The organism is Aliigemmobacter aestuarii (assembly GCF_004799285.1).
Lineage (GTDB): Bacteria > Pseudomonadota > Alphaproteobacteria > Rhodobacterales > Rhodobacteraceae > Aliigemmobacter > Aliigemmobacter aestuarii.
This window is the reverse complement of record NZ_SSND01000003.1, coordinates 128,469-152,501: the sequence shown is the minus strand read 5'-3', so window position 1 is coordinate 152,501 and position 24,033 is coordinate 128,469. Positions and strand designations below refer to the sequence as shown.

General features: G+C 66.1%; 24 protein-coding genes. 8 read left to right on the top strand and 16 right to left on the bottom strand.

Annotated features, from left to right (window positions below; genetic code table 11):
- Position 1: 1 nt before the first annotated feature.
- Positions 2–1,357, bottom strand: a complete 1,356-nt coding sequence (locus E7811_RS11970; protein WP_168733014.1) for an NAD(P)-dependent oxidoreductase — start codon at positions 1,355–1,357, stop codon at positions 2–4.
- A 300-nt stretch (positions 1,358–1,657) separates the two neighbouring features.
- On the opposite strand from E7811_RS11970, the gene accB reads away from it, so the two are divergent.
- The 3 genes from accB to aat are packed head-to-tail and all read left to right on the top strand — an operon-like array spanning position 1,658 to position 4,189.
- A complete protein-coding gene (accB, locus tag E7811_RS11965; protein ID WP_136394893.1) occupies positions 1,658–2,152 on the top strand; it encodes an acetyl-CoA carboxylase biotin carboxyl carrier protein in 495 nt (164 codons plus the stop codon).
- A gap of 9 nt (positions 2,153–2,161) precedes the next feature.
- Entirely contained in the window at positions 2,162–3,508 is a 1,347-nt protein-coding gene (gene accC, locus E7811_RS11960; protein WP_136394892.1) for an acetyl-CoA carboxylase biotin carboxylase subunit, read from the top strand.
- A 48-nt stretch (positions 3,509–3,556) separates the two neighbouring features.
- Positions 3,557–4,189 carry a leucyl/phenylalanyl-tRNA--protein transferase gene (gene aat / locus E7811_RS11955; RefSeq protein ID WP_394345619.1) on the top strand — a complete coding sequence of 211 codons (633 nt, stop codon included), beginning with the start codon at positions 3,557–3,559 and terminating at the stop codon, positions 4,187–4,189.
- A 16-nt stretch (positions 4,190–4,205) separates the two neighbouring features.
- Here the strand turns inward: aat and E7811_RS11950 are convergent, their stop codons facing one another.
- The 15 genes from E7811_RS11950 to pcaD form a co-directional block, all read right to left on the bottom strand.
- A complete protein-coding gene (locus E7811_RS11950) occupies positions 4,206–4,658 on the bottom strand; it encodes a DUF2155 domain-containing protein (RefSeq protein WP_246020410.1) in 453 nt (150 codons plus the stop codon).
- Positions 4,658–5,158, bottom strand: coding sequence for an outer membrane lipid asymmetry maintenance protein MlaD (gene mlaD, locus E7811_RS11945; RefSeq protein WP_136394891.1), 501 nt, complete (start codon positions 5,156–5,158; stop codon positions 4,658–4,660). The genes E7811_RS11950 and mlaD overlap by 1 nt, the downstream gene beginning before the upstream one ends.
- Positions 5,158–5,532, bottom strand: coding sequence for an NADH:ubiquinone oxidoreductase subunit NDUFA12 (locus E7811_RS11940; RefSeq protein ID WP_136394890.1), 375 nt, complete (start codon positions 5,530–5,532; stop codon positions 5,158–5,160). The genes mlaD and E7811_RS11940 overlap by 1 nt, the downstream gene beginning before the upstream one ends.
- Before the next feature lie 119 nt (positions 5,533–5,651).
- A complete protein-coding gene (clpX, locus tag E7811_RS11935) occupies positions 5,652–6,917 on the bottom strand; it encodes an ATP-dependent Clp protease ATP-binding subunit ClpX (RefSeq protein WP_136395201.1) in 1,266 nt (421 codons plus the stop codon).
- Between the two features lie 113 nt (positions 6,918–7,030).
- A complete protein-coding gene (locus tag E7811_RS11930; RefSeq protein ID WP_136394889.1) occupies positions 7,031–7,663 on the bottom strand; it encodes an ATP-dependent Clp protease proteolytic subunit in 633 nt (210 codons plus the stop codon).
- A 215-nt stretch (positions 7,664–7,878) separates the two neighbouring features.
- A complete protein-coding gene (locus tag E7811_RS11925; RefSeq protein WP_136394888.1) occupies positions 7,879–8,097 on the bottom strand; it encodes a formate dehydrogenase subunit delta in 219 nt (72 codons plus the stop codon).
- Entirely contained in the window at positions 8,087–8,902 is an 816-nt protein-coding gene (fdhD, locus tag E7811_RS11920; protein WP_136394887.1) for a formate dehydrogenase accessory sulfurtransferase FdhD, read from the bottom strand. Before fdhD ends, E7811_RS11925 begins: the two co-directional genes overlap by 11 nt.
- A 3-nt stretch (positions 8,903–8,905) precedes the next feature.
- Entirely contained in the window at positions 8,906–11,788 is a 2,883-nt protein-coding gene (gene fdhF, locus E7811_RS11915) for a formate dehydrogenase subunit alpha (RefSeq protein WP_136394886.1), read from the bottom strand.
- Positions 11,785–13,302, bottom strand: a complete 1,518-nt coding sequence (locus tag E7811_RS11910; RefSeq protein WP_136394885.1) for a formate dehydrogenase beta subunit — start codon at positions 13,300–13,302, stop codon at positions 11,785–11,787. The genes fdhF and E7811_RS11910 overlap by 4 nt, the downstream gene beginning before the upstream one ends.
- Positions 13,299–13,775: a formate dehydrogenase subunit gamma gene (locus E7811_RS11905; protein WP_136394884.1), complete on the bottom strand. Its 477-nt coding sequence runs from the start codon at positions 13,773–13,775 to the stop codon at positions 13,299–13,301. The genes E7811_RS11910 and E7811_RS11905 overlap by 4 nt, the downstream gene beginning before the upstream one ends.
- Before the next feature lie 234 nt (positions 13,776–14,009).
- Entirely contained in the window at positions 14,010–15,362 is a 1,353-nt protein-coding gene (locus E7811_RS11900; protein WP_136394883.1) for a lyase family protein, read from the bottom strand.
- A 31-nt stretch (positions 15,363–15,393) separates the two neighbouring features.
- Positions 15,394–16,005: a protocatechuate 3,4-dioxygenase subunit alpha gene (pcaG, locus tag E7811_RS11895; protein ID WP_136394882.1), complete on the bottom strand. Its 612-nt coding sequence runs from the start codon at positions 16,003–16,005 to the stop codon at positions 15,394–15,396.
- 2 nt (positions 16,006–16,007) lie between these two features.
- Positions 16,008–16,730, bottom strand: a complete 723-nt coding sequence (gene pcaH / locus E7811_RS11890; RefSeq protein WP_136394881.1) for a protocatechuate 3,4-dioxygenase subunit beta — start codon at positions 16,728–16,730, stop codon at positions 16,008–16,010.
- Positions 16,727–17,113 carry a 4-carboxymuconolactone decarboxylase gene (pcaC, locus tag E7811_RS11885; protein ID WP_136394880.1) on the bottom strand — a complete coding sequence of 129 codons (387 nt, stop codon included), beginning with the start codon at positions 17,111–17,113 and terminating at the stop codon, positions 16,727–16,729. The genes pcaH and pcaC overlap by 4 nt, the downstream gene beginning before the upstream one ends.
- Positions 17,110–17,889: a 3-oxoadipate enol-lactonase gene (gene pcaD / locus E7811_RS11880; RefSeq protein WP_136394879.1), complete on the bottom strand. Its 780-nt coding sequence runs from the start codon at positions 17,887–17,889 to the stop codon at positions 17,110–17,112. Before pcaD ends, pcaC begins: the two co-directional genes overlap by 4 nt.
- An 83-nt stretch (positions 17,890–17,972) precedes the next feature.
- Here pcaD and E7811_RS11875 point away from each other — a divergent pair, with 83 nt between their 5' ends.
- From E7811_RS11875 to E7811_RS11855, 5 genes are all read left to right on the top strand, one after another.
- Positions 17,973–18,929, top strand: a complete 957-nt coding sequence (locus E7811_RS11875; protein WP_136394878.1) for a LysR substrate-binding domain-containing protein — start codon at positions 17,973–17,975, stop codon at positions 18,927–18,929.
- A 64-nt stretch (positions 18,930–18,993) separates the two neighbouring features.
- Positions 18,994–20,604, top strand: coding sequence for a peptide chain release factor 3 (locus tag E7811_RS11870; protein ID WP_136394877.1), 1,611 nt, complete (start codon positions 18,994–18,996; stop codon positions 20,602–20,604).
- 145 nt (positions 20,605–20,749) lie between these two features.
- On the top strand, positions 20,750–21,379 hold the full coding sequence (locus E7811_RS11865) for a class I SAM-dependent methyltransferase (protein ID WP_136394876.1): 630 nt from the start codon (positions 20,750–20,752) through the stop codon (positions 21,377–21,379).
- A gap of 9 nt (positions 21,380–21,388) precedes the next feature.
- Positions 21,389–22,144 carry a hypothetical protein gene (locus E7811_RS11860; RefSeq protein WP_168733013.1) on the top strand — a complete coding sequence of 252 codons (756 nt, stop codon included), beginning with the start codon at positions 21,389–21,391 and terminating at the stop codon, positions 22,142–22,144.
- A 163-nt stretch (positions 22,145–22,307) separates the two neighbouring features.
- Positions 22,308–23,963 carry a DEAD/DEAH box helicase gene (locus E7811_RS11855; protein WP_136394874.1) on the top strand — a complete coding sequence of 552 codons (1,656 nt, stop codon included), beginning with the start codon at positions 22,308–22,310 and terminating at the stop codon, positions 23,961–23,963.
- Positions 23,964–24,033: the final 70 nt, after the last annotated feature.

Here is a 24,033-nt window from a genome sequence, read left to right as displayed (position 1 = left end):
CTTACCCGATCAAGAATGCGTGGATGTCTTCGGCCGCGTCGCGGCCTTCGGCGACCGCGGTCACGGTCAGGTCTTCGCCGCCCGAGGCGCAATCGCCGCCGGCCCATATGCCCGCGACGCTGGTCCGGCCCGGCCCGGTGACGGCGATCTTGCCGCCCGAAAGGGCCAGGTCCCCGGGCGCGCCCTCCAGCGTCTGGCCGATCGCCTTGAACACCTGATCGGCCTTCAGCCGGAAGGTTTCAGGCAGCAGTTCCAGCCCGACGGGACCATCCTGGGTATAGGCGAATTCCACCTCGCGGACCGCGCCATTGCCATGCACCGCCACCGGGGCCGCGTTGTGGATGATCCGCACGCCCGCCGCGGTGGCATGGTCCTGTTCGTGGCCGCTGGCGCTCATCTTTTCCTGCCCGCGGCGATAGACGATGGTGACGGTTTCGGCGCCGAGAAGTTTCGACTGCACGGCGGCATCGACGGCGGTCATCCCGCCGCCGATGACCACCACATCACGACCCACGGGGAGGGAGGAGAGATCCGCCGCCTGCCGCAATTCCGCAATGAACTCGACCGCCGGGCGCACGTTGTCCCGGTCCTCGCCGGGCGCGCGCAGGGCGTTCACCCCGGCAAGACCCATGCCAAGGAAGACGGCGTCATGCGCGGCCCGCAGGTCCGCAAGCGTCATGTCGCGGCCAAGCGCCTTGCCCGGGTGAATCGTGATGCCGCCGATCTTCAACAGCCATTCGACCTCGGCCGCGGCAAAGCCATCCGTGGCCTTGTAGGCGGCGATACCGTATTCGTTCAGCCCCCCGGCCTTGGGGCGGGCATCAAAGACGGCAACGTCATGGCCCTTCATGGCCAGGCGATGCGCGCAGGCCAGGCCCGCAGGCCCCGCGCCGACGACCGCCACGCGCTTTCCGGTTGCGGGCGCGCGGGTGAAGGGATGCACGCCCTTCGCCATCAGCCTGTCGGTGGCAAAGCGTTGCAGGCGGCCGATTTCCACGGGCTTGCCCTCGGCCGCCTCGCGCACGCAGGCCTCTTCGCACAGCGTTTCGGTCGGGCAGACACGGGCGCACATGCCGCCCAGGATGTTCTGCGTCAGGATCGTGCGGGCCGCGGCCTCGGGCGTGCCGGTGGCGATCTGGCGGATGAAAAGCGGAATGTCGATCGATGTCGGACAGGCCGTGATGCAGGGGGCGTCATGGCAGAAATAGCACCGGTCGGCTGCGACCCGCGCCTCATGCGCATCCAGCGGCGGTTCGTGATCGGCGAAATTGTCCCGATAGGCTTCGGCGGGCAGACGCCCCGGCACCACACCGGGCGTGAGCTGGCTGTTGGTCAAGGTCGTGCCTCCCTGTGGCATCTTCTGATCTGATTGGGAAAAGGCTGCCACAGGTCATATTTTTTATCAAATGGTAAAATAGCGTGCCGGAAAATTTGCCTCCGGATTTTCCGATGATTTTCCCCCTGCCCCTGCCCTTGCCCGTGGTGGCCGGCCTCGCGCCCAAATTCCTTCCCGACGCCCCCTTGCCGGGCAACAGGCGCTTTTCACCCCGCCCCGCTTGCCTTATAAGCGCGGTCAGCCTTGGCGACGCCAGGGGTTTCCGGGCAGGCCGTCCGGTGCCCGGTGACAAGCCGGCAGTGAATGACAACCGAGGATGGCATGAGCAAACATTCCCCCGACGCCGACGTCGCCTTCATCCAGGCGCTGGCCGAACTTCTGAACAAGAACGAGTTGACCGAGCTTTCGGTCAAGCGCGAGTATGGCGAAGACGACAGCCTTGAGGTGCGCGTGGTCAAGCAGGCGAATGTGGTGACGACCATCGCCGCCGCGCCCGTGGCGATGGCCCCGGCAGCCGCGCCCGCCGCGATGGCGGCCCATGCCGCCGCACCGGCCGCATCTGTCGAAGACCCGGCCCAGCATCCGGGCGCCGTGACCTCGCCGATGGTGGGCACCGCCTATCTTGCGGCGGAACCGGGTGCCACGCCCTTCGTTTCGGTCGGATCGACCGTGGCCGAGGGCCAGACCGTCCTGATCATCGAGGCGATGAAGACGATGAACCACATCCCTGCCCCCCGTGCGGGCACGGTCAAGCGCATCCTCGTCGAAGACGGCACCCCCGTCGAATACGGCGCACCGCTTCTCATCATCGAATAAGGTTTCCCCATGTTCGAAAAGATCCTGATCGCCAACCGGGGGGAGATCGCGCTGCGCGTGATCCGCGCCGCCCGCGAAATGGGGATCAAGTCGGTTGCGGTCCATTCCACGGCGGATGCCGATGCCATGCATGTGCGCATGGCCGATGAAAGCGTCTGCATCGGCCCCGCGCCTTCGTCCGAAAGCTACCTGAACAAGGCCGCGATCATCTCGGCCTGCGAGATCACGGGCGCACAGGCCGTGCATCCGGGCTATGGCTTCCTGTCGGAAAACGCCAGCTTCGCGCAGGCGCTTGAAGATCACGGCATCACCTTCATCGGCCCGTCGGCGGAACACATCCGCATCATGGGCGACAAGATCACCGCCAAGGAAACCGCCAGGGAACTGGGCATCCCCGTGGTGCCCGGATCGGATGGCGGCGTGCCCGATTACGAAACCGCGCAGGGCGTGGCCGAGGCGATCGGATACCCGGTGATCATCAAGGCCACGGCGGGTGGCGGCGGGCGCGGCATGAAGGTCGCGCGCAATGCAAGCGAGCTTGAGGTCGCCTTCCGCACCGCACGGTCCGAGGCCAAGGCCGCCTTCGGCAATGACGAGGTCTATATCGAGAAATACCTCCAGCGGCCCCGCCATATCGAGATCCAGGTTTTCGGCGACGGCAAGGGGAGCGCGGTGCATCTGGGCGAGCGTGACTGTTCGCTGCAGCGCCGCCACCAGAAGGTGTTCGAAGAGGCCCCCGGCCCCTGCATCACCCCCGCCATGCGCGCCGAGATCGGTGCCATCTGCGCCAATGCCGTGGCCAAGATCAACTATATCGGCGCGGGCACGGTCGAATTCCTCTACGAGGATGGCGAGTTCTATTTCATCGAGATGAACACGCGCCTTCAGGTGGAACATCCGGTGACCGAGGCGATCTTTGGGGTCGATCTGGTGCGCGAACAGATCCGCGTGGCCGCCGGCCTGCCGATGTCTTTCACCCAGGACGCTCTCGAAATCAACGGCCACGCGATCGAGGTCCGCATCAACGCCGAGAAGCTGCCGAACTTCACCCCCTGCCCCGGCAAGGTGAAGGTGTTCCACGCCCCCGGCGGTCTGGGTGTGCGGATGGATTCGGCGCTCTATGGCGGCTATTCGATCCCGCCCTATTACGACAGCCTGATCGGCAAGCTGATCGTGCATGGCCGCGACCGGCCCGAAGCGCTGGCGCGTCTGCGCCGCGCGCTTGGCGAACTGATTGTGGATGGCGTCGATACCTCGGTGCCGCTGTTCCACGCGCTGCTGGCCGAACCCGACATCCAGGCAGGGGACTATTCGATCCACTGGCTGGAAAAATGGCTGGCCGCGCAATTCGGCTGAACCGTGGGGCGCCTTCGGGCGCCCTTCGACCTTTCAGGGTATCCGACTATGCAGATCGACCCCGACCCCGAGATCACGCCGGATATCCTGCTGCGCGCCTATGCCATGGGCATCTTTCCGATGGCGGAAAGCCGCGACGATCCGGCGATCCATTGGGTTGATCCCCGGCGGCGCGGGGTCTTTCCGCTGGACGGGTTCCACATCTCGCGCAGCCTGGCGCGGCGCATCCGGCGCGGCGGATATGAGGTCAGCGCGGATACGGCCTTTGACGCGGTGGTCAGCGCCTGCGCCGCGCGCGAGGAAACCTGGATCAACGACCGCATCCACGGGCTTTACGCCGATCTGCATCGCATGGGTTTTGCCCATTCCCTGGAAATCCGGATCGACGGGGAACTGGCCGGCGGGGTCTATGGCGTGACGCTGGGGGCGGCCTTCTTCGGCGAAAGCATGTTCTCGCACCGCACGGACGCCTCGAAACTGGCACTGACGCATCTGGTGGCGCGGCTGCGGCGTGGGGGTTTCACCCTGTTCGACACCCAGTTCCTGACGCCCCACCTTGCCAGCCTCGGCGCGATCGAGATCACCCGCGCCGATTATCACCGGCGCCTGCGCGATGCCTTGCTGCGGGGGGCGGATTTCGGCCCGCCGGGGCGGGAGCTTGAACCTCTGGCGGTTGCCTGAGATCGGCCCGGCTGCCTCAGCCGCCGTCGTTGACGGGGGCTTCCTCGTCGACCGGGTCGATCTGGTCCTCGCCGGTGTCGACCGTGTCATCGACCTCGATCTGCGGGGCATCCGTCAGGCAGGACAGCACCCAGACATCATAGCGGGGATGTTCCAACGCCGACAGCGCCGGGGACGAGGCGATCATCCAGCCGGAAAACACCGGCTCGGCCACGCCTTCGGCGGTCACGGTCAGATGGGCAAAGGCCTCGGCCGCCGGGTTGTCCTCGGGGTAGCGGCATTCGTCCAGAAGGATCGTCAGCCGCCCGCTGATCGCAGCCTGCCCGGGCAGAAGGTCGATATCGGCCGTCTCGCCCGTCATCTTGTCCAGCCAGCGCAGCTTGGCGCCGGGGGCGTTCACGACGGTTTGGGCACCTGCGGTACCCCCCGCCACCGCCAGCATCGCCAGAAGGCAAAGCCGGGCCAGCATCAGGGCGCCCCGGGATCGGGTGCGGCGTCGGTGGCCGCGCCATCCTGCGAAAGCTGGTCCTTCGCGCTGTCGCCCACGAATTTCATCAACAGCGCCAGAAGGCTGACCGCGCCCTGCGTATCCTCGATCTCGTCGCCCGGCGAAAGATTGTCGAGCGATCCGCCGGGGATCAGTTCGATGAAGTTGCCGCCCAGAAGCCCCTCCTGCGAGACCAGGATCGCACTGTCGTCGGGCAGGTCGATGCCGTTGCGCACGGCAATGGTCGCATCGGCGAAGAAGGTCTGCGGATTGAGGTCAAGCCCCGTCACCGTACCAACCTTCACACCCGCAAGGCGCACATCGGTGCCCACGGTGATGCCCTCGGCCGACCGGAAGCTGGCGCGCAATTCATAGCTGCCCGTCGTACCGCCCATGCCACCTTGCGAGGCGAAGGCCAGAAAGCCCACGGCCACCGCCAGCACGGCCCCGCCGGCCAGAACCTCTGTCCAGTTTTCGGCCATTATTCGGGCTGCCACGCCTCGTAGTCGCGGCGCGCGACGGGTTCGGTGCGCCGGATCGAACCGGGAGGGGCATAGGCCAAGGGCGTGCCGGTCAGGTTTTCCTGATGCGGCTTTTCCCAGGCCTTGTGCTTCAGCGGCGCCTTGGTCGGCGGCTCGTCCCAGGTGAAGTGCAGCCAGCCATGCCAGTCGGGCGATACGCGGCTCGCTTCGGTTTCGCCATTGTAGATGACCCAGCGGCGCTTGCGGTCACGGGTCTCGTAATAGACGTTGCCCTGTTCGTCCTCGCCCACCTTCACACCCTTGCGCCAGGTGAAAAGCTGGGTGCCAAGGGTCTGGCTGTTCCACCAGGTCAGCAGTCGCTTGAGGAAATTCATCGGCCCCTCCGAACAGGTTTGCCCTGATATGGACCAAGCCGCGCCGAACGTCCAGAGCGGAGTGGGGGAAATGAAAAAGGCGGGCAAGCGCCCGCCTGTTCCCTGCCCCACCGGCCGGATCAGCCGGCGGCGGCGGGTTCCTTCTTCTTACCCTCGGTATGGACCAGAAGCGGCTTCGCACCGGAATTGACCGCCTCTTCGTTCACCACGACCTCGGACACGTCGCTCATGCCGGGCAGTTCGAACATGGTATCCAGCAGGATATCCTCCATGATCGACCTCAGGCCGCGCGCGCCTGTCTTGCGCTTGATCGCGCGCTTGGCGATTGCCGACAGCGCGTCCGCGGTGAAGGTCAGGGTGACGCCCTCGATCTCGAACAGGCGCTGATACTGTTTGACCAGCGCGTTTTTCGGTTCGGTCAGGATGGTGACCAGTGCGGCCTCGTCCAGATCGGTGAGCGTCGCAATGACCGGAAGGCGGCCCACGAATTCCGGAATCAGGCCGAATTTCAGCAGATCCTCGGGCTCAAGCTCCTTGAACAGTTCGCCCACGCCACGATCATCGTTGTTCTTTACCTCGGCGCCGAAGCCGATCGCACTGCCTTTGTTGCGCTGCGCGATGATCCGTTCCAGCCCCGCGAAGGCCCCGCCACAGATGAACAGGATGTTCGTCGTGTCGACCTGAAGGAATTCCTGCTGCGGATGCTTGCGCCCGCCCTGCGGCGGAACCGAGGCGATGGTGCCTTCCATGATCTTCAGAAGCGCCTGCTGCACGCCCTCGCCCGACACGTCACGCGTGATCGACGGGTTGTCGGACTTGCGCGTGATCTTGTCGACCTCGTCGATATAGACGATGCCGCGCTGCGCGCGTTCGACATTGTATTCGCTGGCCTGCAACAGCTTGAGGATGATGTTTTCCACATCCTCGCCTACATAGCCCGCCTCGGTCAGCGTGGTGGCGTCGGCCATCGTGAAGGGCACGTCCAGGATCCGCGCCAGCGTCTGCGCCAGCAGCGTCTTGCCGCAGCCCGTGGGGCCGATCAGCAGGATGTTCGACTTCGACAGTTCGATGTCGGTCTTCGAGGAATGGTTCAGACGTTTGTAGTGGTTGTGGACCGCCACCGACAGAACCCGCTTGGCATGTTCCTGACCGATCACGTAATCGTCCAGCACCTTGCAGATCTCGCGCGGGGTCGGCACCCCGTCCGAAGACTTCAGGCCCGAGGATTTCGTTTCCTCACGGATGATGTCCATGCACAATTCGACGCATTCATCGCAGATGAACACGGTCGGGCCTGCAATCAGCTTGCGCACCTCATGCTGGCTCTTGCCGCAGAACGAGCAGTAAAGGGTATTCTTGCTGTCGCTGCCGGAATTGTTCGCCATCGTCATCCTCTACCTTGCCCCCTTTGCAGGGGGATCATGTGAAGTCTAGGCCAAGGCCCCGCCCTTCACAATGTCAAATCGGCCCGGACGGCGCGCGGCCGGGCCGATCGGCGTCACTTCGTCTCCGGCTCGGCCTTGCCGCGGCTTTCCAGGATCTCGTCGATCAGGCCCCAGGCCTTGGCATCCTCGGCCGACATGAAATTGTCCCGCTCCAGCGCGGCCTCGACGGTTTCCAGCGTCTGGCCGGTGTGCTTGACGTAGATTTCGTTCAGGCGGCGCTTCAGCTTTTCGGTCTCGCGCGCGTGGATCATGATGTCGGTCGCCTGGCCCTGATAGCCGCCCGAAGGCTGGTGCACCATCACGCGGCTGTTGGGCAGCGAAAACCGCATCCCCTTTTCCCCCGCCGTCAGCAGAAGGCTGCCCATGCTGGCCGCCTGCCCGATCACCAGGGTCGAAACCTTGGGGCGGATGTACTGCATCGTGTCATAGATCGACAGGCCGCTCGTCACCACGCCGCCGGGGCTGTTGATGTACATCGCGATTTCCTTCGAGGGGTTTTCCGCCTCGAGGAACAGAAGCTGGGCGCAGATCAGGCTGGACATGCCGTCATGCACCGGGCCCGAAAGGAAGATGATCCGTTCCTTCAGCAGGCGCGAGAAGATGTCATAGGCCCGTTCGCCGCGGCTGGTCTGTTCCACCACCATCGGGACAAGCGTGTTCATGTAAAGGTCGATCGGGTCTTTCATGGCACCTGCCTTTTATCATTGCGTAGCGTTACCGCCGAGGGATTACCCAAGTCTTAGTGCCACGCCCCGCCCCCCGCAAGGGCAGGCGGCCCCGGAAATCCTGGACGGGCCGCCAGAAGCGCGCGGGTCCCCCCGAAAGGCGGACGATCATGGGGAAATGTGCCGCAGGACGCGGCAGGCTGGCACCCGGAACGGACGGTCCGGCGCAGCGGCGCTCAGGCCGCGGGCACCCGCACCTCGGCCATGGCCTTCAGCACCAGTTCATGCAGGCCCTCGCCGCCTGCATCGACATGGGCGGCAAGCTGCGCGCGCATCCGGGGATCCCAGAAATCGTTCAGATGCGCCGCCACGCGGGACGGGCCTTCGTCGCCGGGCTGGCTGGCAAAGAAGGTGGCGATCTGGTTGGCCATACGGACCATCTTGTCAGGCGACATCAGGAACCTCGTTCAATATCCTGTGCGGATTGGAAAATATGTCGAACCCTGCGCCGCGCGCAAAGGCCGCGACGGTGATCCCCGCCGCCTCCGCCAGGCGCAGGGCATGGGCCGTCGGGGCCGAGACGGCGATCAGGATGGAACATCCTGCCATCGCGCATTTCTGCACCATCTCGACAGAAACACGGCTGGTCAGGACGATGGCCCCGCCAGAAGCGGCCTCGCCCGACAGGGCCAGCGCGCCGATCAGCTTGTCCAGCGCGTTGTGGCGGCCGACATCCTCGCGCGCGGTCACGATGCCCGCACCCGGGCGCAGGAAACCCGCGGCGTGAACGCCATGGGTCTGGTCATGCAGCGGCTGATGGCCGCGCAGCAGATCGGGCGCGGCGGCCACTTCGGCCACGCTCAGCAGCACCCCGTCGGCCACGGGCGGCAGCGGGCGCAGCGCCTGTTCCAGGCTGTCGATCCCGCAAAGCCCGCAGCCCACCGTCCCGGCCAGCGCCCGCCTGCGCGCGGCAAGCGCCGCCGAGCGATCTGCCGACAGCCAGAACCGTGCCTCGATGCCCGGCCCGTGTTCGACCAGTTCGAACTCTGCGATCTGGCCGAGATCCGAAACAAAACCTTCGGTCAGGGCAAAGCCATGCGCAAAGTCGCGCAGGTCACGGGGCGTGGCCATCATCACCGCCTGCGTGGTCCCGTCAAAGACCATCGCAACCGGCGTTTCCTCCGGCAAGGCGCGCGTCACCTCGTGCCGCCCGGCTGCCCGGACGGCAAGGCCTGCAAGGCTGGTGACGGGTTCGGCCATCGCCTATTCCGCCGCCGGAAGGATGCGGCGCGACCGTTCGGCCTGGGCGGAATATTCCTCCTGCCAGTCAGAAGGGCCGTTCGACAGCGCGACCTGCACCGCCGTGACCTTGTATTCCGGGCAGTTGGTGGCCCAGTCCGAAAAATCGGTGGTCACGACATTCGCCTGCGTCGTCGGGTGGTGGAAGGTGGTGTAGACCACGCCGGGGCTGACCCGGTCGGTCACATGGGCGCGCAGCGTCGTTTCCCCAGACCGGCTGGCCAGACGCACCCAGGCGCCCTCCACGATGCCGCGGTTTTCCGCGTCATGCGGGTGGATTTCCAGGATATCCTCCTGATGCCAGACGACATTCTCGGTCCGCCGGGTCTGTGCGCCGACGTTGTACTGCGAAAGGATGCGCCCGGTCGTCAGCAGAAGCGGGAAGCGCGGGCCGGTGCGTTCGTCGGTCGCGACATATTCCGTCACGATGAACCGGCCCTTGCCGCGCACGAAGCCGTCGACATGCATCAAGGGCGTGCCCTCGGGGTGCTTCTCGTTGCAGGGCCACTGGACCGAGCCCTTTTCCTCCAGCATCTCATAGCTGACGCCCGCGAAACTGGGGGTGGTCAGCGCGATTTCCTCCATGATCTGCGCGGGATGGGTATAGGTCCACCCTGCCCCCATCGCATTGGCCAGCATCTGGGTGATTTCCCAGTCGGCAAAACCGTTGCGCGGGGCCATCACGCGGCGCACGCGGTTGATGCGGCGTTCGGCGTTGGTGAAGGTCCCGTCCTTTTCCAGGAAGGTCGATCCCGGCAGGAAGACATGCGCGTAATTCGCCGTTTCGTTCAGGAACAGGTCATGCACGATGACACATTCCATCGCGGCCAGGCCCGCCGCCACGTGATGCGTGTCTGGATCCGATTGCAGGATGTCCTCGCCTTGGCAGTAAAGCCCCTTGAACGTGCCCTCGACAGCGGCATCCAGCATGTTGGGGATGCGCAGGCCCGGCTCGGGGTCGATCTCGGCGCCCCAGACGCGCTGGAAAAGCTCGCGCACGTCGTCGTTCTTCACATGGCGATAGCCCGGCAGTTCGTGCGGGAACGATCCCATGTCGCAAGAGCCCTGCACGTTGTTCTGCCCGCGCAGGGGGTTCACCCCCACGCCCGGACGGCCGATGTTGCCCGTCAGCATCGCGAGGTTCGCGATCCCCATGACGGTGGTCGATCCCTGGCTATGTTCGGTGACGCCCAGACCGTAATAGATCGCGCCATTGCCGCCGGTGGCAAAGAGCCGCGCCGCCGCGCGCAGTTCCGCCGCCGGAACGCCGGTCAGCATCTCGGTCGCCTCGGGGCTGTGCCGGGGATCGGAAACGAAGGCTGCGTAGTCCTGGAATTCGTCCCAATCGCAACGGGTTCTGATGAATTCCTCATTGATCAGCCCCTCGGTCACGATGACATGCGCAAGCGAGGTCACGACCGCCACGTTGGTGCCCGGACGCAGCGGCAGATGGTGCGCGGCGCGGATATGGTTCGACTTCACCAGATCGATGCGGCGCGGGTCAATCACGATCAGCTTGGCGCCCGCCCGCAGCCGCTTTTTCAGGCGGCTGGCAAAGACCGGGTGGCCATCCGTCGGGTTCGCGCCGATCACGATCACCACATCGGTCTGTTCGACGCTGTCGAAATCCTGCGTACCCGCAGAGGTGCCGAAGGTCTGGCCCAGGCCATAGCCGGTGGGCGAATGGCAGACGCGGGCGCAGGTGTCGGTGTTGTTGTTGCCAAAGACCGCGCGGGTCAGCTTCTGCACCAGATAGGTTTCCTCGTTGGTGCAGCGGCTGGAGGTGATCACGCCGATCGACTTCCTGCCATACTTCTCCTGCAGGCCACGCATGCGGCTGGCGGCAAAGCCGATCGCCTCGTCCCAGCTGACTTCGCGCCACGGCTGGTCGATGCTGTCGCGGATCATCGGGTTCAGGATGCGGTCCTTGTGGGTCGCATAGCCATAGGCGAACCGCCCCTTCACGCAGGAATGGCCCCGGTTGGCCTTGCCGTGCTTGTAGGGCACCATCCGCACCAGCTGATCGCCGTTCAGTTCCGCCTTGAACGAACAGCCGACGCCACAATAGGCGCAGGTGGTGATGACCGACCGTTCCGGCGTGCCCAGTTCGATCACCGATTTTTCCTGCAGGGTGCCGGTCGGGCAGGCCTGCACGCAGGCGCCGCAGGACACGCAATCGGAGGTGAGGAACGTGTCGTTCTTGGCCCCCGCCTTCACCCGGCTGTCAAAGCCGCGGCCCTCGATCGTCAGCGCGAATGTGCCCTGCACTTCTTCGCAGGCCCGCACGCAGCGCGAGCAGACGATGCACTTGGCCGGGTCATAGGTGAAATACGGGTTCGATTCATCCTTCGGGATGTATTGCGGGTTCACCCCCACGGCCGTGCGCTTGGCGAAATGGTTCTGGCCCGGTTCGTAGCGCACGTCGCGCAGGCCGACCATGCCCGCCATGTCCTGCAATTCGCAATCGCCGTTGGCCGCGCAGGTCAGGCAATCCAGCGGGTGGTCGCTGATGTAAAGCTCCATCACCCCCTTGCGGATCTTCTGCACCTTGGGCGACTGGGTATGCACCACCATGCCCGGCGCCACCGGTGTCGTGCAGGACGCGGGCGTACCGCGGCGGCCTTCGATTTCCACGACGCACAGACGGCACGATCCGAACGCCTCAAGGCTGTCGGTGGCGCACAGTTTGGGCACCTTGATACCGGCAAGCGCCGAGGCGCGCATCACCGATGTCCCCTCGGGCACCGTCACCTCGAACCCGTCGATGGTCAGCGTGACGGGCGCACCGGTCTTTGCGGGCGTGCCCAGATCGCGGTCGTCGTTCCAGGGGATGATGAAATCTTTCATTCCGCAGCCTCCTTCTGGCAGGCGAAATCTTCGGGGAACTGGGTGAGCGCCGACATCACCGGGAAGGGGGTGAAGCCGCCAAGAGCGCAAAGCGAGCCGTCCTTCATCGTCTCGCACAGGTCGGTCAGGATCGGGATCGCGCTGGAATCGCCACGCGCGATCCGGTCGATGGTTTCCACCCCGCGCGTGCTGCCGATCCGGCAGGGGGTGCATTTGCCGCAGGATTCGACGGCACAGAACTCCATCGCGAAGCGGGCGAGTTTCAGCATGTCGGCGCTGTCGTCAAAGACGACGATGCCCGCGTGGCCGATCAGCCCGCCCTGCCCGTCGAATTCCTCGTATCCGAAGGGCGTGGCGAACTTCGCGGGGGCCATGTAGGCGCCCAGAGGCCCACCGACCTGGACCGCCTTCACCGGACGGCCGCTGGCGGTGCCTCCGGCGATATCGTTGACCAGATCCCCCAGGGGCATGCCGAAGGCGGTTTCGAACAAGCCGCCGAACTTCACGTTGCCTGCGATCTGGATCGGCATCGTCCCCTTGGACCGGCCAAGGCCGAACCCTGCGTAATGCGCCGCGCCCTTTTCGAAGATCACCGGAACCGTGGCCAGCGACAGGACGTTGTTCACCACCGTGGGCTTGCCGAACAGCCCCTCGAGCGCGGGCAGCGGGGGCTTGGCGCGCACGATCCCGCGCTTGCCCTCAAGCGAGTTCAGAAGCGAGGTTTCCTCGCCGCAGACATAGGCGCCCGCGCCGACCCGCACCTCGATGTCGAAAGCAGGACCGGAACCAAGGACCGACGCGCCCAGAACACCCGCCCCGCGCGCGATGCGCACGGCGGCTTCCATCACCTCGATCGCGTCGGGGTATTCCGAACGGATGTAGACAAAGCCCTTGGCCGCGCTCACGCCGATGCCCGCGATGGCCATGCCCTCGATCAGGGTGAAGGGATCGCCTTCCATCAGCATCCGGTCGGCGAAGGTGCCGCTGTCGCCCTCGTCGGCATTGCAGACGATGTATTTGCGGTCGGCGGCGGCCTTGCGCACCGTTTCCCACTTGATCCCCGTGGGGAACCCGGCGCCGCCCCGCCCGCGCAGGCCCGAGGCGGTGACTTCGGCCACGACATCCGCCGGGGTCATCGACAGCGCCCGGCGCAGCCCCTTAAGGCCGCCATGCGCCTCGTAATCGGCAAGGTCCAGCGGGTCGATCAGCCCGACGCGCGCAAAGGTCAGGCGGGTCTGGCGGGCGAAGAAGGGGATATCCTCGACCGTGCCGTGGCAGGGCAAGGCCCCGTCCAGCAGCGCCGCCGCATCGGTCGCATCGACCGGCCCATAGGCAAGGCGCCGCCCGTCCCGTTCGATTTCGACCAGCGGTTCCAGCCAGATCATCCCGCGGCTGCCGTTGCGGACGATCTCGACCGTCAGGCCGCGCCTTGCCGCCTCGTCCGCGATCGCGCGGGCCACGTCATCGGCCCCCAGTGCCCGGGCCGCCGCATCGCGGGGAACGTAGATCTTCATGCGCCCGCCTCCGCCAGAATCCTGTCCATCCGTGCCCCGTCCAAGCGGCCGACCACCCGGCCATCCACCATCGCCGCCGGGCCGCAGGCGCAAAGCCCCAGGCAATAAACCGGCTCGATCGTGACCGCGCCATTCGCGGTCGTGCCGTGCCATTCAAGGCCAAGCTTCTTCAGCGTCGCTTCGGCCAGCGCCTCGCCGCCCACGGCCTGACAGGCCTCGGCCCGGCAGATCTTGACCACATGGCGCCCGGCGGGCACCTCGCGGAAATCGTGGTAGAAGGTCATGACGCCATGCACTTCGGCCCGGCCGATGTTCAGCGCCTCGGCAAGAAGCGGCACCGCGTCCTGCGGGACATGACCATAGGCCGACTGCATCGCATGCAGGATCGGCAGAAGCGGCCCTTCAAGGTGGATGTGACTGTCGATGATCCTTTTCAGATCCTCGACCGAGGGCTGGGGCTGGTCCTGGCGCATCGGTTTCTCCGCATGAATCATCTGCGGAAATGCGCCATGCTTGATACCGGATCAATATCGCATTTCCGTCACACGATAGATCATCGTTATCGTAACAAAAGAATGCGCCGAAAGCGACCTGTCAGTCGCCGTCTTCGCCACCAGCGACTTCCGTTCGGTTTCGGGGCGTCCGGTCGCCCCGTGGACCAGCACCGCCGGATCGAGGGAAACGCCCGGCGGCTGCCTTCGTCGCTGTCATGCGATGGTGCCTTCCCCGCTGTCCGCCGCGTCCGCCGCCGCGCGGGCAAAGGCGCGGGCTTCGGACGGGGCCTGCCCCAGACCCTGCCGTTCAAGCCAGCCCGTCCAGTCCCGCCCCGGATGCGCCTCCGTCACGAGGCCGATCAGCCGACCCTCGCCCTGAAGCGCGCGCAGGCACAGCGCCTTAACGGCCGCCTGCGCCTCGGGGCGCGGCATGGTCTCGGCGAGGACAAAGCTGATCGCCTCGGCATGGATCACGCCCCCGTCGGCCTCAAGCGCGTGGGCCATCGCCACGGGATCGGGCGCGATGCGCGGCACCAGCGCCTCGGCCAGCGCGATGATCCGCCCGGTCAGGATGCAGATCTGCGGCAGGCTCAGCCATTCCTGGAACCACGCCGCCCCGTCGCGTTGCTGGCGGTGCAGCCCCGCCCCCTGCACCACGCCCGAAAGCGCGATCACCTGACGCGCCAGCGCCACGATCACCGAAGGCGCGACCGGGTTCTGCTTTTGCGGCATGGTCGAGGACCCGCCGCCCCCCTCCAGCCGCACCTCGGCAAGACCGGACTGGCAGGCAAGGATCAGGTCCTCCGCCATCTTGCCCAGACTTCCGGCAAGCCCCGCCGTCCAGCCCGCCAGCGCCGCCATGCCCGACCGGTCGCTGTGCCAGCCATGCCCCGGATCGGCCAGCCCAAGAGCCTGCGCCAGCGCCGCGCGCACCTCGGGGCCCTTCGCCCCCATCGCCCCCAGCGTGCCCGCAGCCCCGGAAAGCGACACGCGTTCCACCTTGCCGCGCAGGTCCGCAAGCCCCTGCCGCGCGGCGATCAGCGGCCAGCCCCAGCCCGCGACCACGCAACCAAAGCTGGTCGGGGTCGCGACCTGCCCATAGGTGCGCGCGGCCATCGGCAGGTCGGCGTGATCAGAGGCAAGCCGGCCAAGCGCCCGGATCAGCCCGGCCAAGCGCGCATCGTAAATGTCGAACATCCGTTTCAGCCGCAGGGCAAGCGCTGTATCCATGATGTCCTGGCTTGTCGCGCCCCAGTGCAGGTATTGCGCATGGTCCGGCGCCTCAACCGCCTTGCGGAAGGCCGCGACCAGCGCGGGTACCGGCACGCCGTTCACCGCCGTCTCTGCCGCCAGCGCACCCGGGTCGATCTGCGCCTCGTAGGCCGCCCGATGCAGGAAGGCCGCAGCCTCTGCCGGGATCAGGCCAAGCCCGCCCTGCGCGCGGGCCAGCGCGCCCTCGACCAGCAGCATCGCGCGAATCTCGGCACTGTCGGAAAACAGGCGCGCCACCTCGTCATCGGAAAAGAGGCGGCCATAAAGGGCGGAGTCGGCGGGGCTTGCGGGCATTGGGGGTCCTTCCTGGGCCGGTCAACGGGCGTCACACGTCCAGAAAGACGGTCTCGCCCTCGCCCTGAAGGCGGATGTCGAAGCGGTAGAGGCCGGGTGCGGTCTTGCGGGCGATCAGCGTCCCGCGCCGGTGGACCTGTTCGATAAGCGCCAGGACCGGGTCGGCGGAATTGTCCTCGTCGTCGAAATACATCCGCGTGGCCAGTCCGATGTTGATGCCGCGCGCCACGATCCACAGGCTGATGTGGGGCGCCAGCGGGCGGCCCATCCGGCCAGCGACCACCCCCGGCTTGATCGTGTCGAAGGCCCACAGGCCCGTTTCGAAATCCGGGATCACCCTGCCCCAGCCGCGAAAGCCGGGCGCGCAATCGGCGTGGCGGGGGTCTTCGGGATGCGGATGGATGCCCGCCGCATCCGCCTGCCAGACCTCGATCATCGCATCCCGGACCGGGGCGCCGGTGCCGTCGAAGACAACACCTTCAACCCGGATGCGTTCGCCCGGCACCTCCGGCGCGGCGATCTCATGGCCCAGTTCGCGCCCGTAGATCTGAAACCCGGCAGCACCGGGGGCAAGCCCGATGTGCACATAGGGCCCCGCCGTCTGCGAGGGGGTTTCCTTCAGGTAATCCAGCGGCTGCGGCATGGTCAGTTCCCTTCCAGCCGGTTTTCGAACAGGGTGGACCGGCGGCCGCGCAGCACGATGTCGAACCGGTAGGCCAGGCAATCCAGCGGGATCGCCGCGTTCATGTCCAGGGGCGCGATCAGCTGGTCGATCGCGCGCGGGTCCGGGATCGTCTGGACGATCGGGCATTGCGCGATCAGCGGGTCGCCCTCGAAATACATCTGCGTGATCAGCCTTTGGGAAAAGGCGCTGCCGAAGACCGACACATGGATATGCGCGGGTCGCCAGTTGTTGATCCAGTTGCGCCAAGGGTAGGCGCCGGGCTTGATCGTGCGAAAGAAGTAATAGCCCGTCTCGTCCGTCAGCGTCCGCCCGCAGCCCCCGAAGTTCGGGTCGAGCGCGCCCAGATAGGTATCCTTCTTGTGGCGGTAGCGACCGCTGGCATTGGCCTGCCAGATCTCGACCAGGGTACGCGGCACGGGGCGGCGGTTCTCGTCCAGGACGCGTCCATGCACGATGATCCGCTCGCCCACGGGATCGCCGGATTTCGCGAAATTGCGGATCAGGTCATTGTCGATCGGGTCGATGTCATTGTGCCCGAAGGTTGGCCCGGTGATTTCCGAAAGGCTGCCCTCCAGTGAAAGAAGAGCCTGGCGCGGGCTGCGCGAAACGCTGGTCTTGTAGTTCGGATGGTGGGCGGGCGGATGCCAGAGCCGGTCGCGCTGATGGAATTCGGCGGGCTTCAAGGGCGGTCCTCCTCTGCCATGGCGGCGAATGTCTCTTTCGCGATCCGGATCGCATGGTTGGCGCGCGGCACTCCGGCATAGATCGCCACATGCAGAAGCGCCTCCATCACGTCCGCCTCGGTCGCGCCGGTGTTGCGGGTGGCCCGGATGTGCATCGCCAGTTCGTGATCGTTCCCCAGCCCGGCCAGAAGCGCAATGGTCATCATCGACCTTTCGCGCAGGGAAATCGTGTCGCGCGCCCAGACATGGCCCCAGGCGGCATCGGTGATCAGCGCCTGAAACGGGTCGTCGAAGGCGGTCCTTGCGGCCTCGGCCCGGCCGACATGCGCATCCCCCAGAACGCGGCGGCGCGTGGCCATGCCCTTGTCGGTCAAACGGGTCATGTGTTGGCCGCCAGGAACGGGTTGAGGATGGCGGCATAGGCGGCCGGGTCCTCGACGCAAGGCAGGTGGCCAAGACCCGGCATCAGGTGAAAAGCGGCGCCGGGCACAAGGTTTGCGGTCGCACGCACCAGATCGGGCGGTGTGGCGCCGTCTTCACTGCCCGCGATCACGAGGACCGGAAGGCGCAGGGCGCGCGTGGCCTCGGTCTGGTCGGATGCGGCCAGCACCCGGCAGGCGGCCAGATAGCCCTCGGCCGGGGTGCGGACCAGCATGTTGCGCCAGGGCGCAATGTCAGGCGACCGGCGGAAGGACGGGCCGAACCAACGATCGAGGATCGCCTCGGAAATCCCGGCAACCCCCTGGTCCGTGACCGCGTCGATGCGCGCCTGCCAGCTTTCGGCGGTGCCAAGCCGTGCGGCGGTGTTCGACAAGACCAGTGCGCGCACAAGGTCGGGGCGCAGCGCCGCCAGGGCCTGCGCAATCAGCCCGCCGATCGACAGCCCCACGAACAGGACCGGCCCCGCTGCCTCGGCCTCGATCAGGGCCGCGGCATCGCCGGCGAGGTCGGCAAGGCTGGCCGCGCCACCCGTGTCGGAAAGCCCGTGACCGGGCTTGTCATAGCGCACGATGCGCAAACCCGGCGACAGACGCGGCAGAAGCCCGTCCCAAAGCCGCAGGTCCGTGCCCAGAGAATTTGCGAAAACCACCGTCGGCCCGGTCGGGGCGCCGTCGATCCGATAATGCATCGCGCCCCAAGGGCGGTTCAGAACTTGCATCGGCCATCCTCCCATGCATTACATATCACGCAGGGTTTCGGCCCGGAAATGCATTTTGGGCATTGATCCATAACAGAACGGTCATGCACCCTGCCATCAAGCTCCGCCACATCAGGGCCTTTCTGGACATCGCCGCCAGCGGCAGCCTGTCGGCGGTCGCGCGATCGCAGGGCATCACCCAGCCCGCGCTCAGCCGGACGCTGGCCGAACTCGAATCCCTCTTGGGCACGCCGCTTTTCCGGCGCGAGGGGCGGCGCCTGATCCTCACCGAACAGGGCGCGCTGTTCCGCCACCACGCCCGCCTTGCCATCGCGGCGCTGGAGGCTGCGGCCGATGCACTGCACCCCGGGACGGGCGAGGCGCGGATCCGGGCGGGCATCCTTCCCACCGTCGCCGCCCGCCTGTTCCCCCGCGTCGCGCTGAGGTTCCGCGACCTGAACCCGTCCGCGACGCTGACGGTCGAGACCGGGCCGCACCCCTATCTGATGCGGCGCCTACGCGAGGGCGGGATCGACCTGATCATCGGCCGCATGCCCGCCGCCGCCGAGATCGGCGGGCTGAGCTTTGAACATCTCTATGACGATCCCATCCTGCTGGTCGCGCGACGGGGGCATCCGATGGCGGCGCAGCCGCCCGCCGAGGCGCTATCCACCTGCCCGGTGATCCTGCCGCCCGCCGATGCGGTGATCCGGGCAGCGGTCGACGGCTATCTTGCCGCCCTTGGCCTTGCGGGGATGCGCCCGGCCTGGGAAACCGTCGCGCCCTCGCTTGGCCGGGGTCTTGTGCTGGGGTCGGATGCGCTGTGGTTCATCTCGCGCGGGGTGGTCGCGGATGATCTGGACCGGGGCGCCATGATCGCCCTGCCCCATGCGGCCAGCTATCTTTCCGGCGCGGTCGGCATCACCCGGCGGCAGGGGACCGCCACGCCCGGGGCGCTTGATCTTCTGGTGCAGATCACGCGCGGGATGGTGACAGAAGGGGCGGCGCTTCGCCCGGTTGATCCCGCCATCAATCCCGCCATCGATCCCGGCCCGGCCTGATCGCCCGCGCGCGCCTCACGCGCACCCCATGGACGCGCGCGCGGCCTTGCGGTAAAGCCCGCCCATGCCCGATACGCTTCATTCCAACCGCCCCGCGCTTCCGCCCGAAATCGCCCGCCGCCGGACCTTTGCGATCATCTCGCATCCCGACGCGGGCAAGACGACGCTGACCGAAAAGTTCCTGCTGTTCGGCGGCGCGATCCAGATGGCCGGACAGGTCCGCGCCAAGGGCGAGGCGCGACGCACGCGGTCGGATTTCATGAAGATGGAACAGGAACGGGGGATTTCGGTTTCCGCCTCGGCCATGTCCTTCGATTTCCGCCACTACCGGTTCAATCTGGTGGATACCCCCGGCCACAGCGACTTTTCCGAAGACACCTATCGCACGCTGACGGCGGTGGACGCGGCGATCATGGTGATCGACGGCGCGAAAGGCGTGGAAAGCCAGACCCGCAAGCTGTTCGAGGTCTGCCGCCTGCGCGACCTGCCGATCCTGACCTTCTGCAACAAGATGGACCGCGAAAGCCGCGACACGTTCGAAATCATCGACGAAATCCAGGAAAACCTGGCCATCGACGTGGCCCCCGCAAGCTGGCCCATCGGCATGGGGCGCGAGTTCATCGGCGCTTATGACCTTCTCCACGACCGGCTTGAGATCATGGACCGCGCCGACCGCAACAAGGTGGCAGAAACCGTGCAGATCACCGGGCTGGACGACCCGAAGCTGGCCGATCACGTGCCGCCCGAACTTTTGAAGAAACTTCGGGAAGAGGTTGAAATGGCGCGCGAACTTCTGCCCGCCTTCGACCGGCAGTCGTTCCTTGAAGGGCACATGACCCCGATCTGGTTCGGCTCGGCGATCAATTCCTTCGGCGTGCGCGAACTGATGGACGGGATGGGCGAATACGGCCCCGAACCGCAGCCCCAGCGGGCCGCCGAACGGGTGATCGCCCCCGAGGAAACCGCCGTCACCGGCTTTGTCTTCAAGGTGCAGGCCAACATGGACCCCAAGCACCGCGACCGCGTGGCCTTCGTGCGCCTTGCCTCGGGGCATTTCGAACGCGGCATGAAGCTGACACATGTCCGCACCGGCAAACCGATGGCGGTGTCGAACCCGGTCCTGTTCCTGGCCGCCGACCGCGAGCTGGCCGAAGAGGCCTGGGCGGGCGACATCATCGGCATCCCGAACCATGGCCAGTTGCGCATCGGCGATGCGCTGACCGAGGGCGAGAAACTGCGCTTCACCGGCATCCCCTCTTTTGCGCCGGAATTGTTGCAGGGCGTGCGCGCGGGCGATCCGATGAAGGCAAAGCACCTGGAAAAGGCGCTGATGCAATTCGCCGAGGAAGGCGCGGCCAAGGTGTTCAAGCCGATGATCGGATCGGGCTTCATCGTGGGCGTCGTCGGTGCGCTGCAATTCGAGGTGCTGGCCAGCCGGATCGAACAGGAATATTCCCTGCCCGTCCGGTTCGAAGGCTCGCAATTCACCTCGGCCCGCTGGGTCGCGGGGCCGAAGGCGGAACTGGACCGGTTCATCAATGTGAACAAGGGCCATATCGCCACCGACCACGACGGCGACATCGTCTATCTGACGCGCCTGCAATGGGACATCGACCGCATCCAGCGCGACTATCCCGAACTGAAGCTGACCGCGACAAAAGAGATGATGGTGTGATCCGGCCTGGCCCCGCTGACTGAGTCGGCAGGGCCACAGTCGTCCGAAACCTTCCCCGCCCTTGTCAGGCTGCATTTGCCAGCGCAGCCCTTCTGCCGCACCATTGGCCCAAGCGCGATTAACGCGCAAGGCAGTGAGGCAGGACATGACGGCAAGGCTCGCACCCAAGGGTGACACCTATTACAATCAACGTGCCGAAAACTACGAGGCCCGGCGCAAGCGGCAGGCCTGGTGGCACGTCGAACAGACCGAGATGGAAGCGCTTCTGAACGGCCTGCCAGAAGGGCTGAGCGTGCTGGACGTTCCCTTCGGCACGGGTCGGTTCGTTCCCTATTACGCCGCACGCGGGTTCCGGATTTCGGGATTGGACGCCTCCGGCCAGATGATCGACGCCGCGCGCAAGGCGCTTGGGCCGGACCTGTTCCGCCGTTGCCACTGTTCGGTTGGCGACGCCTCGGCCCTTCCTTTTGATGATGCCTCCTTCGACCTGCTGGTTTCGACGCGGTTCCTGCGCGACATCGTGACCTTCGGTGCCGCAAAGGCGATGCTGGCCGAATTCGCCCGCGTCACCCGCCGTTATGCGATCATCCAGCTGGGTGTGAACACGGCTGGCGACGAGGACGTCGCCGATGATGAGGTGATGGCCGGGCGGATGTCGCGGACATCGGTCGAGGCGTTGCTGCGCGACCACGGCTTCATGCCGGTCGATTTCCGGTGTGTGAAGACGGACGAGTCGGAAGAGGTTCACCACATCCTGTGCCACCGCGTCACCTGAGCGAACGCGATGTTCGTGGAACTTCTTGGTCTTCCGGGCGCGGGCAAGACAGCCGTTTGCAGCCTTGCCTTGCCCATGTTCCGCAAGCGCGGGCTGCGCTCTGACCGGCTTCAGTCGCTGGCCCGCGAGGCGATGGACAGGTCTCGCCTCGGGATCAATTTCCTGCAAAGCGCATCAGAGCGTGTCGGGCTTTATGGATGCTTTTCCTTTGCGTCGGAAAACCCCGAACTGTTCGATCACCTGATGCGTACGGTCCGGCACGATCAGGCCCGGCTTTTGTGGAACATGGATATGCTGGCGCAACTGCATTTCGTCCGGACGCATATCGACCCGGACCAGATCGTTCTGGTCGATGAAGGTCTGCTGCATCGGGGCATCGCCAGCTATATTGATCAGGGCGTGTCGGATGAGTTCCGCGATTTTCTGGACTGCGTGACCGACGAGTTCGTCACCATCATCTTCGACGCCCCGATCAAAGTCTGTATGGATCGTGCCGCGGCACGGCCAAAGGGCATGCCGCTCCTGTTCCGCGACCTTTCCCCCCTGGCACGGGAAGGCATGTTCCACAGGTTTTCGGAAATGATCGAAGTCGCGGCCGCCACCAGGATCGAACGGGGCGATACAGTGTTGCGGATCGACACGACCCAGCCCGCGAACCTTTCCGCCTGGGAAATGGCACGTGCCGTGCAGATTGCCGCGATGACGGCACGGAAGCAGGCCGAAAGCCCGGAAATCGCCGCAAGGCGGCTTCCTGCAAGGTCGTAGGTGGCCGCGGCGGCCGCCCGGCGCACGGCGATCGGTTTCCTTGACCCAAACCGTCATTTGCTGTATCGCAGCACCAGCCTGAAGCATCAGGCAGACGCCGGGGCGCCCGGAAACTCGCGTCCCATTTACCCTTGCGGGCCGATCCCGCATCTTTAGGACGCTGATGACCAAATTCTCTGACCTCGCGCTTGACCCGCGCGTCACCAAGGCCGTGGCCGAAGCCGGTTACGAAACCCCGACCCCGATCCAGGCCCAGGCGATCCCGCCGGCACTTGAGGGCCGCGACGTTCTGGGCATCGCCCAGACCGGCACCGGCAAGACGGCAAGCTTCACGCTGCCGATGATCACGCGGCTTGGCCGTGGCCGCGCCCGTGCCCGGATGCCGCGCAGCCTTGTGCTTTGCCCGACGCGCGAACTCGCCGCCCAGGTGGCCGAGAATTTCGATACCTACGCCAAGCACACCCGCCTGACCAAGGCGCTCCTGATCGGCGGCGTGTCGTTCGGTGAACAGGACAAGCTGATCGACCGGGGTGTTGACGTGCTGATCGCCACGCCGGGCCGCCTGCTGGACCATTTCGAACGCGGCAAGCTGTTGCTGACCGGGGTCGAGATCATGGTGGTGGACGAAGCCGACCGGATGCTGGACATGGGGTTCATCCCCGATATCGAACGCATCTTCCAGCTGACCCCCTTCACCCGGCAGACGCTGTTCTTCTCGGCCACGATGGCGCCGGAAATCGAACGGATCACCAACGCCTTCCTGTCGGCCCCGGTCAAGATCGAGGTGGCACGGCAGAATTCCACCTCGGACACGATCGAACAGGCGCTGATCCAGATCACCCCCACCCGCAAGGACCGCACCTTTGCCGACAAGCGCGCCGTGCTGCGCGCGCTGATCCAGGCCGAGGGCGAAGCCTGCACCAACGCGATCATCTTCTGCAACCGCAAGATCGACGTGGACGTGGTGGCGAAGTCGCTGAAATCGCACGGCTTCAACGCCTCGCCCATCCACGGCGACCTTGAACAGTCGCAACGGATGAAAACCCTGGACGGCTTCCGCGACGGCAGCGTGCACCTTCTTGTCGCCTCGGACGTGGCGGCGCGGGGGCTCGACATTCCGGCCGTGAGCCATGTGTTCAACTTCGACGTGCCCACCCATCCCGAGGATTACGTCCACCGCATCGGCCGCACCGGCCGCGCGGGCCGCAAGGGCAAGGCCTTCACCATCGCGGTGCCGGCGGATGGCAAGTATCTGGCGCAGATCGAAAGCCTCGTGAAGAAGGAAATCCCGCGCGGCGCGCTGCCCGAGGGGTTCGAACTGGTCGAAGGCGGACGCCCCGACCGCAAGGGCGATGACCGCAAGCCGGCCCGTGGCGGGCGCGGCGGCAAGCGTCACGAAGACCGGCGCGGTCGCGACCGGCGCGAGGACCCGCTGGAAGAGGCCGCCGAAGCCGCCGAGGCCCGCGCCGCCCATCCGGTTCCGGCTTCGGTCGAACCGGCGCAGGCCGAAACCCGCGCCGAACCGCGCCGCGATGACCGGCGAGAGGATCGCCGCGAAGACAGGCATGCCGAGCGCGCATCCGAAACCGCCCGCGAACCGCGCCGCGACGATCGCCGGGAAGACAGGCGGGACGATCGCAAGGATGGCCGCCGCGAAGACCGGCGTGATGACCGGCGCGACCACCGCCGCCGCGACGATCGCGGCGACAATGTCGTAGGCATGGGGGACCACGTTCCCGATTTCATCCTGCGCAGCTTCCGCCTTGCGTCACCGGCCAACACGGATGCCGATACCGAAGACGAAGCCGCCGAAGGCTGATCCGGCCAAGGTCCAGAATGACAAAGGGCGCCGTATTCCGGCGCCCTTCTGATTCCGGGTGGCGGGCCGC

Excerpts from the sequence above, each read along its gene's own strand:
- aat (WP_394345619.1), top strand. The coding sequence starts at position 3,557 with ATGCAGATCGACCCCGACCCCGAGATCACGCCGGATATCCTGCTGCGC.
- E7811_RS11865 (WP_136394876.1), top strand. The coding sequence starts at position 20,750 with ATGACGGCAAGGCTCGCACCCAAGGGTGACACCTATTACAATCAACGT.
- E7811_RS11970 (WP_168733014.1), bottom strand. The coding sequence starts at position 1,357 with ATGCCACAGGGAGGCACGACCTTGACCAACAGCCAGCTCACGCCCGGT.
- E7811_RS11930 (WP_136394889.1), bottom strand. The coding sequence starts at position 7,663 with ATGAAAGACCCGATCGACCTTTACATGAACACGCTTGTCCCGATGGTG.
- mlaD (WP_136394891.1), bottom strand. The coding sequence starts at position 5,158 with ATGGCCGAAAACTGGACAGAGGTTCTGGCCGGCGGGGCCGTGCTGGCG.
- E7811_RS11940 (WP_136394890.1), bottom strand. The coding sequence starts at position 5,532 with ATGAATTTCCTCAAGCGACTGCTGACCTGGTGGAACAGCCAGACCCTT.
- E7811_RS11950 (WP_246020410.1), bottom strand. The coding sequence starts at position 4,658 with ATGCTGGCCCGGCTTTGCCTTCTGGCGATGCTGGCGGTGGCGGGGGGT.
- E7811_RS11910 (WP_136394885.1), bottom strand. The coding sequence starts at position 13,302 with ATGAAGATCTACGTTCCCCGCGATGCGGCGGCCCGGGCACTGGGGGCC.
- E7811_RS11875 (WP_136394878.1), top strand. The coding sequence starts at position 17,973 with ATGCACCCTGCCATCAAGCTCCGCCACATCAGGGCCTTTCTGGACATC.
- pcaD (WP_136394879.1), bottom strand. The coding sequence starts at position 17,889 with ATGCAAGTTCTGAACCGCCCTTGGGGCGCGATGCATTATCGGATCGAC.
- E7811_RS11860 (WP_168733013.1), top strand. The coding sequence starts at position 21,389 with ATGTTCGTGGAACTTCTTGGTCTTCCGGGCGCGGGCAAGACAGCCGTT.
- E7811_RS11905 (WP_136394884.1), bottom strand. The coding sequence starts at position 13,775 with ATGCGCCAGGACCAGCCCCAGCCCTCGGTCGAGGATCTGAAAAGGATC.
- accB (WP_136394893.1), top strand. The coding sequence starts at position 1,658 with ATGAGCAAACATTCCCCCGACGCCGACGTCGCCTTCATCCAGGCGCTG.
- pcaG (WP_136394882.1), bottom strand. The coding sequence starts at position 16,005 with ATGCCGCAGCCGCTGGATTACCTGAAGGAAACCCCCTCGCAGACGGCG.
- E7811_RS11925 (WP_136394888.1), bottom strand. The coding sequence starts at position 8,097 with ATGTCGCCTGACAAGATGGTCCGTATGGCCAACCAGATCGCCACCTTC.
- fdhF (WP_136394886.1), bottom strand. The coding sequence starts at position 11,788 with ATGAAAGATTTCATCATCCCCTGGAACGACGACCGCGATCTGGGCACG.
- pcaC (WP_136394880.1), bottom strand. The coding sequence starts at position 17,113 with ATGACCCGTTTGACCGACAAGGGCATGGCCACGCGCCGCCGCGTTCTG.
- fdhD (WP_136394887.1), bottom strand. The coding sequence starts at position 8,902 with ATGGCCGAACCCGTCACCAGCCTTGCAGGCCTTGCCGTCCGGGCAGCC.
- E7811_RS11870 (WP_136394877.1), top strand. The coding sequence starts at position 18,994 with ATGCCCGATACGCTTCATTCCAACCGCCCCGCGCTTCCGCCCGAAATC.
- E7811_RS11855 (WP_136394874.1), top strand. The coding sequence starts at position 22,308 with ATGACCAAATTCTCTGACCTCGCGCTTGACCCGCGCGTCACCAAGGCC.
- accC (WP_136394892.1), top strand. The coding sequence starts at position 2,162 with ATGTTCGAAAAGATCCTGATCGCCAACCGGGGGGAGATCGCGCTGCGC.
- clpX (WP_136395201.1), bottom strand. The coding sequence starts at position 6,917 with ATGGCGAACAATTCCGGCAGCGACAGCAAGAATACCCTTTACTGCTCG.
- E7811_RS11900 (WP_136394883.1), bottom strand. The coding sequence starts at position 15,362 with ATGCCCGCAAGCCCCGCCGACTCCGCCCTTTATGGCCGCCTCTTTTCC.